The organism is Psychrobacter sp. M9-54-1 (genome assembly GCF_016613355.1).
Taxonomy (GTDB): Bacteria; Pseudomonadota; Gammaproteobacteria; order Pseudomonadales; family Moraxellaceae; genus Psychrobacter; species Psychrobacter faecalis.
The window spans coordinates 1-13,491 of sequence record NZ_JADGFW010000013.1; the positions used below are offsets into that span (position 1 = coordinate 1).

Genomic DNA, 13,491 nt, shown 5'->3' on the forward strand with positions numbered 1-13,491 from the left:
TTATTAGGTGTCTTAAGTTTGGGAGGGTTACCGGATGAACAAGCACTCAATAATATTAAAGAGCATGATCCCATTAAAAATCTGAATTTCAGCATCGATACACTTATCATGTTGTAGTCGCAATCATTGATAACCATAGTAAACCGCGTACATCTCTGTCGCTGGCAACAAGCTTATCATAAATGTCTGTTGTGTTAAGAATGGGGTATTTACAGAATAGTAGTGACTTTTTTGCATTTTTTACAAACGACTTTATCGCCTTTACGCGCGACAGGAATGCCGTTATGAGTGGTGACTATAAAGCATTATATTGATAGCCTGATTTGGGTCAATACGTGCCTGAAGTGAAGAAGATGTTGGATGGTTTGGCGGAGTGATGGGGTTGTTAGACATTTCATAAACTAGTGACTGTATGAGCTAAAAACTACTGGCTCATACAGCTATCGTTATCATTGGCTCATTTCTTCAATATCACCTAATGTGAGACCAGTTTCTTGGGTGCTGTAGATAGTGATGCCTGTATCATCGATTTTATCATTCATGACCAATCTACCAATGCGATTACTGGCTTCTTGATTGCCTTGGTCGGCAGATTTTTTGTACCATTCAAAAGCTTCGTCATAGTCTTGAGGGACGCCATAGCCGTTTTCGTAGAGACCACCGATATTAAGTTGTGCTAAATCCAGATCTTGAGCCGCAGCTCTTCTGTACCAATCCAATGCTTTGGTATAGCTTTGCGTCACGCCGTAGCCGTTTTCATAAAGATTGCCAATATTGTTTTGAGCATCGATAGAAGCACTACTAGGGTCTATGTTATTAGCTGATAACAAATACCACTTCATGGCTTTTTCATAGTTTTGATCAATACCTTTTCCATTTTCGTATATGATAGCTAGATCGGTTTGAGCGTGAGAATATCCCTGTATAGCAGCTAGCTAAACCCACTCAAATGCTTTGCGATAATCTTGATCTACACCAATACCTTCGTGATACATAATGCCTATGTGATGTTGAGCAGGCGCATAGCCTTGAGTAGCAGCTTCCTTAAATAGTTCAAAAGCTTTGTCATCATCTTCAGGGACTGAGTCACCCTCAAAATAGGCAAGGCCAAGCTCGTATATATCAGCAGGGGTGCTTTGATTAGATAATATGGGTATATTTGAAGACTCTGCTGAGCAAGCAGAAGCTATCAAACCACTGGCTAGCACTGTCGCTAGTAGTAAAGACTGAATTAAAGGCGTGATGTTTTTTTGATACATCGAAATCTCTTAGGTAAACATTTATTTGCTAGTCTGGATTGAATTTACCTGTGTATGGGTCATGGCTTTTGGTACAGGTATACACTCTACTTCTTTTTGGGATCGGTTAGGCTGACAATAATCAAGTGTGTCTGATATGATCTCTTCTTGCATCTCTAAAATATTTGGAACCGCTGGAGTCAAGTAAACTTTACCCATATCAATAAATTTTTTATTTTGGAGGTAGTCTTCATTTTCTTGTTTCTTAGTTGTTGAGGGTATATCGCCTATTGTATATAACTTTGAGACGTAGGCTTCATGGTCAAAAATTAAAGAAGCACCATAATAATTTTTGATAGAGTCATGGCTTGGACCAACTAACCAATACTTATATTCTACTGGTGGTATTAAAAAATTTCCGAATGCATCTGTATTACTGAAGTTCTGAGAAGTTAGGAATACTTTAACGCCATTTATAGGCTGATCAGTTTTTCTATCAATCACTTGACCTTCAAACTGAGGAGTCATGTAAGCTACCTTTGCTTCACACGCCGTGAGCACTACGCACATCATAATTGTAGTCATATAAAATATATTAAGTTTCACTTAATTAATCTCCAGTCGGCTGTGCGGTGAGGGTTTAAAACTGGAGTTTTACTATGAGAATTTCTTAACTTGGCACTTACTATATGAGCTACATGACTAAGAGATATTCTTGTCATTCATCTTTGCCATCAGATTTAAATACATAGCTTTTGCTTGCTTTAACGTTTCGGGAGGTAGTTCTGTTTGCATTGCTTCGACAAATCTAGTATCTACATTATTAAACTCATCCTCATGGCGCCCATCACGTAAGTCACTACTGACATAAGCATAGGCTAAGGTCTTAACGAGATCAGGCTCTATACTAGCGCCATAATCTTTTGGATATAGGTAAATATTCATAAGTGCTAATGCTGACTCCCAGTTTTTTTCTAACAATAAATCCGCCTTCAACAACTTAATGATTTCATCTCCTTTAGACTTATCTTTCATATGGTGAATATATAAGTACGCTAGTAAGCCTCTGGATTTTTTCACATTCTGCTTGATAGCAATTTTGTTATAATACTCTGCTTTAGTATAATTAATACGGTTGAACTTTGGATCGCGATAAATCATCATAAGCAATCTAGTGGCATCAGGATATCCTGCCTTAAAAGCTTGCTCTAAATAATAAATACTTTCATCTATATTTAAGCGATTGCTGTCAGTAAATTGTTCTGGATAGTTAACTTGATAATGACCTATCAATACGCCAGATTCTTTTTCACCTAAATCAAATGCTTTCATATGATATTCGTAAGCTAGTTGGTAGTCTTCTAGTACTAAGTCCTGATACGCTGCATAATTAAAGCAATACTCAGCTTTTTTTTGATCATCACATACTGACCGAAGGCGTTCTGGGTTTTTAATATTTTTTACTTCTTCTGTAAAGTTAGAAGACTCTGTTTTTATACTGGTAGCAGTATGAGGAACAAAATTAGCATCCGCACAAGCAACAGTTATATTTAACGATGACAGTATGATTAGTATCTTTGGAGCAGTCGTCTTAATCATCTTTTGGTATTGCATTCTGAATATCACTCCCTTTTTCTTTTACTGCATTATAATCGTCATAGGTATCCCATGCTTGTCTAACTCGTTTGGGCGCAATATCTTTAGCCTTTTCTACAAGCTTGCTTTTACCTGTACCTGTAGCTTTATCAATTGCCTTATCTTTTAGAGCATCATTATTCTTGTTTATTACGTTATCTAAAACAGCTCGTCCTGCATCATATTGAGGTGAAACCTGCCTTCCTGCGTTATCGAATACGATACTAGTCTTCTTAATACCATCAGCAGCCTCGCCTTTCCATTCATCTCGAACCTTTGCCATTGGGTTTTTATAATCTTCAGTCAGTTCAGTATTGCTATTGCCTTGACGAGTAGTATTAATAGCGTTGTCTGCTTGAGCATCGTCACCAAAACCAAAGAAATCTAATGTTTTATTAACGATACTTCTATCTTCTTTTTTCTGTTTGGTCAAAGCCTCAGCTTTAGCTTTGTTCTTATGATCATAGTATGCAATCCAAGCGTCGTTAATTTGTTTCTGAGTTTGTTTGGTTCCATCGGCATTATATCCTGTAGGCTTTTTAGGTTCGTTGCTATTTTTTAAACCTTTAGTGCTCGCAAAGCTATTCCCAAATAAAGCATCAGGCTCCGACTTTAGAAACACCAAAGGTTCTGCCTGCGCAATACTGCCAACATCAAAGTCAGACTCTGCAAACGCTTGCTGAGTCGCAATCAGTTTAGCGCCGCAGCTGGTGACATCGCCACCACGTGCGATAGGCGCACCATCGACAATAAAGGAGACATCACCACTAACAATAGTGGTGACCTTTTTGCATTTTTTACAGATGACTTTATCGCCTTTACGGGCAACAGGGATGCCGTTATGAGTGGTTTGCGGTGAGCCGGAGATGACCGTCCCACCATGAGAAGTCTTTGCGCCGACGGTGATATAGGCTGCCATAGTGCTACCTTGCTTAAATGCCCAAAGTGTAGACTCTTAACTCGAGTTTATTATTTGCATCACATTATAGATGGCTAGAGCGTTAAATATCAAACTTAAGTTTATCTAAGGGTGTGATTTAGGCAGCAAGCTTAATCTACGCAAAGTATAAAGGCGATTAAAATGCTGACGGTAATAAGAAATAGAAACTCTTTACTCACTATAAATAATAAGCAAAAATCTAACCTTCCATCTCACTAGTCAGCCACTTAGACACTTCATCAATTTGTACTGCCAGTTCAGCATGAGCCTTACCTAATTCAGCGAGCTTGGCATTAATCTCATGTTTGTCATATTTAATACCTGTCAATGTGTCTTTTAATAGGTCAATCAACTCAACGTTTAGCGCATCAGAGAAGATAACGACCTCACTGATAACCGCTTGCTTGATGTCCATATGCAAATCAATAATGCCCCAATCAAAGCGCGTCTCGATATGATGGCTAAATTCAGGCGTCTTACCAAAACGCCAATCCCAATCTGCCATTTGCTGATAGTATTTATTGAGTGTCGGCTGCTTGGCGAGACTGGCTTCATCCAATTCTTCTACTGGCGTAGTGTCGCCATACTCAGTGTCACGATAATATTCACAAAACGCCTCGATAATCGCATCAGATAAAATCTCATGATTGATATTTTCGTTAAACTCAATTAGGTTGGCGACGCGCGCACGCACCGACTTGATACCTTTGGCTTTGAGTTTAAGCGGATGCGGATTGAGATAATCGCCCAGCTTTTGCATGTTGGCATTAACTAATAAAGTCCCGTGATGAAAGCTGCGATCCGCCGCATGTTTAAAGGCGCTACCTGATATTTTTTTATCGCCGACTTGCATGTCGTTACGCCCAGATAAATCCGCGTCTATGCCCAACTTTTTTAGTGCATTAATAATGATGGTAAAGTTCGCTTCTTGATCGTAGTCAACTTTGGGTGATAAAAAGGTAAAGTTGGTATTGCCCAAATCATGAAACACCGCGCCACCGCCACTCTGCCGCCGCGCCAAAAATACATCATCGGCTTCCATCTTATCGATTTTGCATTCTACCCATGGGTTTTGCGAGCGCCCAATGACCACGGTCTCGCTATTGCGCCATAAAAATAGCGTGTGCGAGTCGGGATTGAGCGTATTAAATATCCAATCCTCGGTCGCGAGGTTAAACCAAGGGTTGGTCACGGCAGATTTTAAGATGCGCAGTTTCATTACTTATCCTTTTTCTTGAATAATTATTCTAGATTGAATGTTATCAATAGATAATGTCATTGTTGCCGATGCGTGGTTGGAATTCAATGGGTGTGTGGTATGGGAGCGGTTTAAGTCTGAGGTTTTAAGAAGTCAACTTATTTTTATTATTTCTGTTATGATTACGACTGATATTAAGTAACAAATAGCATTGGTTCAAACCAGCTAACTGATGCATAAGAAGAGATTTGGTTATGGATGAAAGGATAAAAAACTTAGACACTCCTAAGAAATGTGAGATTTTTGCTAAAAATGCTTTGAATGCAGGCAGAGAAGATTTGGTAAAACAAACAAAAGAACGAGCTATTCACTTAAAAGCTGAAAACTATGGTGCTGAAACGTCGGCAGAGAAAGAAGCTATAAAAGCAGTCTATGCTTATGAAGAGGTGCTAAGTGCCAAAAATGGTAAGAAAACACGCGCATCTAGAACTTGGCCAATGATTCAAAAATACGGAATAATTAATGCTGTCGAGCGCGCCGTTGATCGTAAATCTGAGACAAAAGGTTATACCGCATTATTAGAGATGGGCTTGGAAGCCTATGCTTTCGAAGCAGTAATACTTCGCTATCCTGAACTGTTTTCCGACAGTGCTGTAGAAATATCTCAACGACGAATGAGCGAGTGGAAAGAAAATGTTTAGAATAAACACAGTTTTAACTTAGTTGGAGAGTTATGCATGCAAATAGATTTGGCAAATTGGATATCTGTGTTTATAGCTTTAATAGCAACGGCCTCAGCTGCCATAACTTATGCGGTCTACCGTTCGTCAACCGATCCAGAAGTTATTGTTTATGTAGATACAGATAAAAAGCGACCATCACTTATTATTTTAATTATTGAGAACATAGGTAAAGGGCCAGCAGAAAATATAAGTTTTGAAACGTCTAGAGATTTACCTGAAAAAGCTTTCACTATAGAAGAACCTCAGAGCATGCCAAAAACAATGATATCTGGGCCTATCGTAGATGGAATTCCTTTCTTAGCCCCTAACCAAAAAATTATTATTTCTTGGGGGCAATATGGAGGGTTAAAAAAATATATTGGAGGTAAGAATATTATAGTTAAAGCTAAGTACAGAAGAGCTAATTCTATGACTTGGTTTAATAGATCATCGAGTTCGTCTCAGCTTTTCGTTGAAGCATTTCACGGAACAGATATTTCTGATTCAAACTGGGATAAGAAGATTTCAGAAAGTTTAATAAAAACTAATGAGCAATTACAAAATATTGATAAAGCAATTAAAAAATTAGGTTCAGGGGAAAGCTAGAATTTGCTCACAAGCACAGACCCTACACACAAGTTACCATTAGCCTTATTCCTATTAGTAGAAACGTGTATATTATGTTAGCAAATTCTACACTACTACTAACCTACCCAAAATCTTCCCTCAGAATAGCCGCCATATTACGCTCAGCAAGCCCCGTAATAAACACATACGGATTGACGCCAGCGCTACCGGGGATTAATGCGCCATCTTGCACGTAGATATTTTCGTGCCCTTTGACGCGTCCAAATTCATCAGTCGCCAAGCCTAACACACAACCGCCAAGCGGGTGATAGCAGAAGTTATCGCCGAAGCCTTTGGTAAATAATAAGCTTGAAGTAGAGCCACCATTTACTTTGGCGAGTCTTTCGATCAGCTCTTTAGCAGCGTTCACCGAATACTCATTTTGCTCGCGTTTCCAGTTAAGTTTGACGGTTTTAGTGGCGTTATCATAGTAATAGTTACCGCGTTCTGGATTGTCAGTGATGGCGAGATAGAGCGTTGTCCAAGTCTCAAGTCCTAATGGTAATGGCGCGAGTTCAGCAAAGATTTTATACTTTGAGCCGCCTCTATCGCCGTCCCACATATTGATACCTTTGACCGGAATGGTCGATTGGGTGGTGCCCGCGGCGTGGACGAAATTGCGCCCAGTCATGATGTTACCGTTTGGGCCCCAATGCTGGCCAATATGCTCGTTTAGCTTAGTAAGCTTGCCTTCCGCTTGGCTTTTTAATAATAGCTCTGAGGTGCCCGTACTGCCAGCATTAAGGAAGAGCTTATCGCAAGTGTAATGCTCAACTTTATCGATGCCGCCCGTGGTATTGAGGACATGAACTTCTAATCTGAGTCGCTCATTCTATGAGTCGGCGACTGATGCAGAATGTTTACAAGCCTTTATGGCGCTATCACGCCTTGAAGGTATCATTCCGGCTTTAGAGTCGGCGCACGCCATTGCCTATGCGATGAAAATCGCCAAAGATATGTCAGCGGATGAGACGATTTTGGTCAATTTATCAGGGCGCGGCGATAAAGATATTGATTTTATTTTGGATAAGGTAAAGCTATAAAAAATCTGCAAGCAGTATAAAAAAACAACAGCTCTCAAGCGTGTAACCAGTTATCATCGTGGTTTTTTTAACGTCTAACGCTTGATAGGATTCACCCATGTCCAACCGCGACCTCATTATTTTTATGACATTGTCCTTTATGTGGTCGCTGTCCTTTATTTTTTACCGTATCGGCGTGCCAGAATTTGGCTCGCTAGCATTTGCCAGTTTGCGCGTGGTGCTAGCTGGCTTGACCATGCTGGTTTTTGTCTTAATCAGCCCAAAAAACAGGGAGGGCATACGCGATAACTGGAAAGTGCTCACGCTGGTGGGACTATTTTCTGCCGCCATCCCCTTTATGCTGTTTGCTTTTTCAGCGCGCTCGGTCAATGCTGGGGTGTTGGCGGTGCTTAATGCGTCTGTCCCGATGATGAGCGGCTTTATCGCCAGTACCTTTTTTAAAGACAGACTGTCAAAAAAACAAATTCTCGGCTTAATCATTGGCGTTATCGGCGTGATTATTTTGATGAGTGAGAACTTATTTGGTAGTCAAAGTGCTTCTTCTGAGTCGTCATTATTACCAATGGGCTACGCTTTATTTGCCTGTGTTGGTTACGCGGTCGGCGCCAATATCACCCGCAACTATTTATACAACGTCTCGCCGGTGGCGATTACCGCAGGCTCGCTTATCATCGCCAGTATAATTATGCTGCCGATAGCGGTGTATGAGTTTCCCTATGGCAAGACCATTAGCCTCACTGCTTGGACGTCAGTGATTTGTATCGGCGTCTTTTCTACCGCCATCGCGCTGATTTTTATGAATCAACTCATCAAAAGTATCGGTCCGATGCGCGCGACCAGTATTACCTTAGTGATTCCGATTTTTGCCATTATTTTAGGCTATCTGCTGCTTGGTGAAGCTTTAGACACGCCAGCGATTATCGGTTCAATGGTGATATTGTTTGGTACTTATCTGTCGTTAGAGCTGTCTATTAAAAAGATGCTTAAATCCTAAGATATTGCTTTTTTCTAATTGATAAATAGCCTTTTAATAAATGCCACTTATTTAGCACCTTCTGCCATGATAAGTTGAATGGGAAAGGTAATAATGTCAAACGCCTTGGCAAGTGGCATCAGCGTTTTAAGCCTTTTTTCTTCTGCTAATGCTTTGTCCGGCTGATACGTATAAAACTTTAGCGTGGTCGGTTGCGGCAAGCGATAGGTAAGCGTCTCGATATTTTTCACCGCCGGTGCCACTGTCACAGGAAGGGGTAACACCGGGACCAGCGACTGATGAAGTTGCCTTACCACTAGCGGGCAAGACCGAAGTGAAGATGCCGCAGTCGGTCAATTTCGATTTCCAAACCAGTCTGAGTGAAAAGTATCAGCTATTAGGAATGGTTAACGCCCGCTGGGTAGATTGGAGTAACTTTAATGTTGCCCCGCCTTTAGCGACATTATCTACACAAGAGCCTTTGGCCGCCTATAAAAAAGATGGTTACGCGGTTGAGGTGGTATTGGGTAAGCAGTTTAATCCAAAAGTTTCAGGCGAAGTACGTGTCGGATATGACCACGGTACTGGTGCGCCGCTCAGTCTATTAGGACCTTATGACTCTATCAAAAGCTTGGGATTAAGCGCGCAATACAAACTGACCGAGCAGCTGAGTGTGTCTGCGGGCGGTCAGTATATGTGGTTTGAAGGCGGTCCAGTCGATACTAAGGTTGATGGTCGGGTAGCCAATATTGACGATGGAACTGGCTACGCGCTTGGTATGAAATTGGGTTATTATTTTTAAAAATTGACTGAGATTGTTTGTTAAAAATAGCTCATATTAGTGCTGATAGAAAATAGAAAAAATCACTAACTTAAAAGCAGGTGCTTTTTTTATTACTAAATTTTAGCAAAAATTAATGATTCTATTAGCTTAACACCCTTATAAGGTCACATAAATAATAGCGTTTAAAAGGTTGGAAATATACTTGCGTAGGTGTTTTTGTTTGTAAGTATTACTTGGAATCGCGGTATCTACCCTTATAAAGAACTCGGCTGATAAATGGCTGTCTTAACAATTAGCATGGCTATTTATCAAAGCTCAATAACTCTTATAAATCTATTTTATAACAACAAACAAGGCTCCTCATGGCACACGATACCTTATTCGAACCCGTAAAAATGGGTACCCAAACTCTAAAAAATCGCATCTTTATGGCTCCCTTAACCCGCTTACGCGCGGTCGAGCCGGGCGATGTTCCTACGGCACTAGCCAGTGAATATTACGCACAGCGTAGTGGTGCAGGATTGGTCATTACCGAAGCGACGCAAGTGTCTTTTCAGGCAAAAGGCTATGCTGGCGCGCCCGGTATTCATACCGAAGATCAGACGACGGCGTGGAAAACCATCGTTAATAATGTCCATGCCAAAGGCGGCAAGATTGTCGTCCAGCTATGGCACACCGGTTTGGTTTCACACGAAAGCGTCCAACCTGATGGCAAAGCGCCTATTTCGGCGTCTGATGTTCATGTGGGCGTGCGCACGACATTGCGTGACAGTAATAATCAACCGATACGCGTTGAATCTACAACTCCGCGTCCAGCCACGCTTGAGGAAGTAAAGCAAGTTATCGCTGACTTTGGGCTTGCGACTAAGAACGCTAAAGAAGCAGGATTTGATGGCGTAGAAATTCATGGCGCGCATGGTTATCTGTTGCATCAGTTTTGGGTTGAGCAAACCAACCAACGTGATGATGAATATGGCGGTAGCCGCGAAAACCGTGCGCGTTTGACCCTTGATGTTATCGATGCTTGTGTTGCTGCATGGGACGCTGACCATGTTGGTATTCGCATCTCACCGCTTGGTACTTTTAATAATGTTGAAGCAGGCTACCATGAAGACGAAAATATTTGGCTTATTGAGCAAATCAATAAGCGCGGGCTGATGTATCTGCATCTATCTGAGCCTGATTGGGCTGGTGGTACGCCTTATAGCACCGAATTCCGTCAGCGCGTTCGTGACGCTTTTGGGCAAATGATTATTGCTGCTGGTGGTTATACTCCTGAAAAAGCGGAGCAGAATATTAAGGAGGGCTATATCGATGCGGTGGCTTTTGGTCGTGATTATATTGCCAATCCTGACTTAGCTGAGCGTATCCGCCAAGGCGCGCCGCTCAATGAGCAACATCCGCAAACCTTCTATGGCGGCGGTACAGAAGGATATACCGATTATCCTTTTTTAAAACAAGCTTAAATATTATCGGATAGCCATTTTAAATTGGCTTTATCGATTTAAATAAAGTGATAATGAATAAAAAGCCACCTTGCTAACAATAGTAAGGTGGCTTTTTTAATGGGTAATATTTAGCTATTTACCAAAGTTACCCGTTTGGTAATCACGAAACGTTTGTTTTAACTCCGCTTGGGTATTCATGACAAAAGGACCATAGCCTACCACTGGTTCGCCGATCGGCTCACCGCTTAATAGTAATAGTTTAACCGTACTTGGTGCTTGCTTATCACCAGAAAGCTTATCATCAGCTGGCTTGGGGTACGTCAACTTAATACTATCGCTTACCTGCATTGCTGATTGTCCATTGTCGAAATCAATAATAGCGATATCAGTAACAGTCGGCGCTGTAAACTGAATCAGACTGCCTGCGCTTACTGACTTATCATTAACTAGTAGCGTGCCTTCTTGTACCAATATCATGATGTTATGATTGCTTGGCACTTGCAGCGTCGTTGAGCCAGCGCTATGCAAAGCGATATTCCACATATTGATTGGCGTAAAGGTACTTGCTGCGCCTTTAGTGTCTTGCCATTCACCAGCAATAATTGCCGCTTGACCAATAGCATGTCCATTTTCAATATTGCTTAAATCGACGATAGGCAAATCAGCGCGTTTTAGCGTTTGATATTTAGGCGCGGTCAGCTTATGGGCGCTTGGCAAATTGACCCATAATTGCCCCATGCTAAAAAGTCCACCACGGCGGCTAAAGTCGGGCGAGTGGAATTCTTCGTGCATAATGCCGCGCCCTGCGGTCATCCATTGCACATCACCTTCTTTGATGATGCCACAACCGCCAGCCGAATCGGCATGGCTAATCTCTCCTGCGTAGGCAATCGTCACCGTTTCAAAACCCTTATGCGGATGCTGCCCGATACCGTGCGGCTCATTCTCATGGTTTGGATTTGGCGCAAAGGTGGTCGGCTGACCATAGTCCAATAATAAAAACGGATCGGTATGCTGATAATTAAAATCAGCTTCGTTATCTAAATGATTAAACAAAGTTTTGACATAAAAACCATCACCGACCCAATGCGGTGCTTTATCGTTATGAATATGTTTGATGGCGCGCATTGCATACCTCGTCAGCCTAACTGTATTAAAGAATACTTATTTATTTCACTGCCATTCTTTAACAGGAATGAAATGCCTACTCTTAAGTAATTCTAAATCCATAAGGGTTTATATGGTGGTTATATTCAAAATAGTCAAATAATTAGTGTTTTTAAATTTGCATCGCTGGCGTTTGAAAGGCTAGCGTTTGAATGCTTACTGTTTAAATGCTTACTGTTTAAATGCTTATCGTTTAAATTAAGGGTCTGTCTTAACATCAAACCACTTCGCCGCAAACAAAACCACTGGCCCACGCCCATTGAAAGTTATAGCCGCCAAGCCAGCCGGTGACATCGAGCACTTCACCGATAAAATATAGGCTATCTTGATATTTGCTTTGCATGGTCTTTGACGAGACTTCATCGGTTGTGATGCCGCCGCGTGTGACTTCAGCGGTTCGATAGCCTTCAGTGCCAGACGGTTTTAGCTGCCAGCTGTTCAGCGTCGTGCCAAGCTCTATCAAGCGCTCATCTTTAATATTGGCAAGTTCGGTGTCTTTGATATCGTCCCACAAATGCGTTTGTAGCGCTGCCAGCAGTTTTTTCGGCAAAGCATTGTTGGTATTGTCTGCCAAGACCGTGCGGATAAGCTGGCGCGGGTGCGATTTTTTATGAGTTAGCAAAAGCGCCGTTATATCTATTTCGGGTAGCAAATTGATAGTAATGGTTTCGCCAACATGCCAATAGTTGGACAGTTGCAGCATAGCTGGGCCCGACAGGCCGCGGTGAGTAAAGAGCAGCGGTAGCTTAAAGGAGATGCGCTCATTACTGGCAATCACCGGCAGACTGATACCGGCAAGCGTGCGAATCAGCTCACCCGTTTTATCGGTAAAGGTAAAGGGCACAAGGCTGGCATCAGTTGCAACTAACGTATGACCAAACTGTTGTGCCAGCTCGTAACCAAAACCGCTCGCGCCTAGCGTTGGAATCGATAAGCCGCCCGTCGCTACCACGAGCGATTCGCAGCGATAGCTGGTTTGCGGCAGCTTACTTTGATTGCCGTTATTTTTTCTCTCTTGTTTTTCTTTTTTACTCAGGATTTTACTGGTAATTAATTCAAAGCGAGATCTCTTATTATTCTCATCAGTCTTTACTTGTTCGATGTGGGTATTGAGCTTGACTTGCACGCCCACAGCAGCGCATTCATCAAGGAGCATGGTTAAAATATCTTGCGCCGAATCATCACAAAATAGCTGCCCGTGCTCGCGCTCATGGTAAGGAATTTTATGCTGCTCAACCATAGCAATGAATTCCCAGCTCGGATAACGGCTGAGCGCGGATTTACAAAAATGGGCATTACTACCGATAAAGTGCTCGGGCTCGACGAAGTAATTGGTAAAGTTGCAGCGCCCGCCACCTGACATCAGGATTTTTTTACCGGCTTTATTGGCATGGTCGAGCACCAAGACGCGGCGACCACGGCGACCCGCAGTCAGCGCACAATATAACCCCGACGCCCCAGCGCCGATGACGATGACATCGTAGTGATTGTGTGCTGCTGCATTGCGCGGGTTTTCCATGATGATAGGTTCCAAAAAGCGCTAAGCTTTAAAAAAAATAGAAATAAAAAATCGTAAAACTAAAAAGTAGCCGAATGCGGCGTCTTAATCATAAAGGGTAGCTATTGTCCATGTTTTATAGCAGGTTACAAGGATTAAATAATTTTGCTCAGTCAACTTATAAAAATCGCTACCCATGATTAAGTATACAGCTGTGC

The 13,491-nt window shown here is 41.9% G+C and carries 16 protein-coding genes and 1 pseudogene; 6 read left to right on the forward strand and 11 right to left on the reverse strand.

What is annotated here, in order from left to right; genetic code table 11:
• Positions 1-209: 209 nt before the first annotated feature.
• The 7 genes from IQ457_RS13730 to IQ457_RS06055 form a co-directional block, all read right to left on the reverse strand.
• A complete protein-coding gene (locus IQ457_RS13730) occupies positions 210-299 on the reverse strand; it encodes a PAAR domain-containing protein (RefSeq protein WP_446737533.1) in 90 nt (29 codons plus the stop codon).
• Between the two features lie 150 nt (positions 300-449).
• Entirely contained in the window at positions 450-926 is a 477-nt protein-coding gene (locus IQ457_RS06030) for a tetratricopeptide repeat protein (RefSeq protein WP_342343307.1), read from the reverse strand.
• A gap of 9 nt (positions 927-935) precedes the next feature.
• Entirely contained in the window at positions 936-1,259 is a 324-nt protein-coding gene (locus IQ457_RS06035; protein WP_200662466.1) for a tetratricopeptide repeat protein, read from the reverse strand.
• Between the two features lie 21 nt (positions 1,260-1,280).
• A complete protein-coding gene (locus IQ457_RS06040; protein ID WP_200662467.1) occupies positions 1,281-1,766 on the reverse strand; it encodes a hypothetical protein in 486 nt (161 codons plus the stop codon).
• Positions 1,767-1,940: 174 nt separating this feature from the next.
• Positions 1,941-2,852, reverse strand: coding sequence for a hypothetical protein (locus IQ457_RS06045; RefSeq protein WP_200662468.1), 912 nt, complete (start codon positions 2,850-2,852; stop codon positions 1,941-1,943).
• On the reverse strand, positions 2,830-3,792 hold the full coding sequence (locus tag IQ457_RS06050) for a PAAR domain-containing protein (RefSeq protein WP_200662469.1): 963 nt from the start codon (positions 3,790-3,792) through the stop codon (positions 2,830-2,832). Before IQ457_RS06050 ends, IQ457_RS06045 begins: the two co-directional genes overlap by 23 nt.
• Positions 3,793-4,012: 220 nt before the next feature.
• Complete coding sequence (locus IQ457_RS06055; protein ID WP_200662470.1) at positions 4,013-5,032, reverse strand: lipoate--protein ligase; 1,020 nt, start codon at positions 5,030-5,032, stop codon at positions 4,013-4,015.
• A 233-nt stretch (positions 5,033-5,265) separates the two neighbouring features.
• On the opposite strand from IQ457_RS06055, the gene IQ457_RS06060 reads away from it, so the two are divergent.
• Both IQ457_RS06060 and IQ457_RS06065 read left to right on the forward strand, forming a co-directional pair.
• Positions 5,266-5,712: a hypothetical protein gene (locus IQ457_RS06060; protein WP_200662471.1), complete on the forward strand. Its 447-nt coding sequence runs from the start codon at positions 5,266-5,268 to the stop codon at positions 5,710-5,712.
• A gap of 36 nt (positions 5,713-5,748) precedes the next feature.
• Complete coding sequence (locus IQ457_RS06065; protein ID WP_200662472.1) at positions 5,749-6,339, forward strand: hypothetical protein; 591 nt, start codon at positions 5,749-5,751, stop codon at positions 6,337-6,339.
• A gap of 103 nt (positions 6,340-6,442) precedes the next feature.
• Here the strand turns inward: IQ457_RS06065 and IQ457_RS06070 are convergent, their stop codons facing one another.
• Positions 6,443-6,991 carry a GMC oxidoreductase gene (locus IQ457_RS06070; RefSeq protein WP_242465368.1) on the reverse strand — a complete coding sequence of 183 codons (549 nt, stop codon included), beginning with the start codon at positions 6,989-6,991 and terminating at the stop codon, positions 6,443-6,445.
• A gap of 187 nt (positions 6,992-7,178) precedes the next feature.
• Here IQ457_RS06070 and IQ457_RS06075 point away from each other — a divergent pair.
• A pseudogene (locus tag IQ457_RS06075) lies at positions 7,179-7,403 on the forward strand (tryptophan synthase subunit beta); the annotation flags it as partial.
• Positions 7,404-7,500: 97 nt separating this feature from the next.
• Complete coding sequence (locus IQ457_RS06080) at positions 7,501-8,397, forward strand: DMT family transporter (RefSeq protein WP_200662473.1); 897 nt, start codon at positions 7,501-7,503, stop codon at positions 8,395-8,397.
• Between the two features lie 47 nt (positions 8,398-8,444).
• On the opposite strand, the gene IQ457_RS06085 is transcribed toward IQ457_RS06080, so the two are convergent.
• Positions 8,445-8,627, reverse strand: coding sequence for a hypothetical protein (locus IQ457_RS06085; RefSeq protein WP_200662474.1), 183 nt, complete (start codon positions 8,625-8,627; stop codon positions 8,445-8,447).
• Positions 8,628-8,632: 5 nt separating this feature from the next.
• Here IQ457_RS06085 and IQ457_RS06090 point away from each other — a divergent pair, with 5 nt between their 5' ends.
• Together IQ457_RS06090 and nemA are read left to right on the forward strand one after the other, a co-directional pair.
• Positions 8,633-9,178, forward strand: a complete 546-nt coding sequence (locus tag IQ457_RS06090) for a hypothetical protein (RefSeq protein WP_200662475.1) — start codon at positions 8,633-8,635, stop codon at positions 9,176-9,178.
• A gap of 344 nt (positions 9,179-9,522) precedes the next feature.
• Positions 9,523-10,626 (forward strand): alkene reductase, encoded by a 1,104-nt coding sequence (nemA, locus tag IQ457_RS06095; protein ID WP_200662476.1) that lies wholly within the window; start codon positions 9,523-9,525, stop codon positions 10,624-10,626.
• Between the two features lie 114 nt (positions 10,627-10,740).
• Here nemA and IQ457_RS06100 read toward each other — a convergent pair whose 3' ends face one another.
• Both IQ457_RS06100 and IQ457_RS06105 read right to left on the reverse strand, forming a co-directional pair.
• Entirely contained in the window at positions 10,741-11,736 is a 996-nt protein-coding gene (locus IQ457_RS06100; protein ID WP_200662477.1) for a pirin family protein, read from the reverse strand.
• Positions 11,737-11,992: 256 nt separating this feature from the next.
• Complete coding sequence (locus tag IQ457_RS06105; RefSeq protein ID WP_200662478.1) at positions 11,993-13,294, reverse strand: NAD(P)/FAD-dependent oxidoreductase; 1,302 nt, start codon at positions 13,292-13,294, stop codon at positions 11,993-11,995.
• Positions 13,295-13,491 lie beyond the last annotated feature (197 nt).

What these genes read in the sequence shown, in the direction of transcription:
- IQ457_RS06035 (WP_200662466.1), bottom strand. Translation starts at nt 1,259, where the DNA reads ATGTATCAAAAAAACATCACGCCTTTAATTCAGTCTTTACTACTAGCG.
- IQ457_RS06040 (WP_200662467.1), bottom strand. Translation starts at nt 1,766, where the DNA reads ATGACTCCTCAGTTTGAAGGTCAAGTGATTGATAGAAAAACTGATCAG.
- IQ457_RS06045 (WP_200662468.1), bottom strand. Translation starts at nt 2,852, where the DNA reads ATGCAATACCAAAAGATGATTAAGACGACTGCTCCAAAGATACTAATC.
- IQ457_RS06050 (WP_200662469.1), bottom strand. Translation starts at nt 3,792, where the DNA reads ATGGCAGCCTATATCACCGTCGGCGCAAAGACTTCTCATGGTGGGACG.
- IQ457_RS06055 (WP_200662470.1), bottom strand. Translation starts at nt 5,032, where the DNA reads ATGAAACTGCGCATCTTAAAATCTGCCGTGACCAACCCTTGGTTTAAC.
- IQ457_RS06060 (WP_200662471.1), top strand. Translation starts at nt 5,266, where the DNA reads ATGGATGAAAGGATAAAAAACTTAGACACTCCTAAGAAATGTGAGATT.
- IQ457_RS06065 (WP_200662472.1), top strand. Translation starts at nt 5,749, where the DNA reads ATGCAAATAGATTTGGCAAATTGGATATCTGTGTTTATAGCTTTAATA.
- IQ457_RS06070 (WP_242465368.1), bottom strand. Translation starts at nt 6,991, where the DNA reads ATGACTGGGCGCAATTTCGTCCACGCCGCGGGCACCACCCAATCGACC.
- IQ457_RS06080 (WP_200662473.1), top strand. Translation starts at nt 7,501, where the DNA reads ATGTCCAACCGCGACCTCATTATTTTTATGACATTGTCCTTTATGTGG.
- nemA (WP_200662476.1), top strand. Translation starts at nt 9,523, where the DNA reads ATGGCACACGATACCTTATTCGAACCCGTAAAAATGGGTACCCAAACT.
- IQ457_RS06100 (WP_200662477.1), bottom strand. Translation starts at nt 11,736, where the DNA reads ATGCGCGCCATCAAACATATTCATAACGATAAAGCACCGCATTGGGTC.
- IQ457_RS06105 (WP_200662478.1), bottom strand. Translation starts at nt 13,294, where the DNA reads ATGGAAAACCCGCGCAATGCAGCAGCACACAATCACTACGATGTCATC.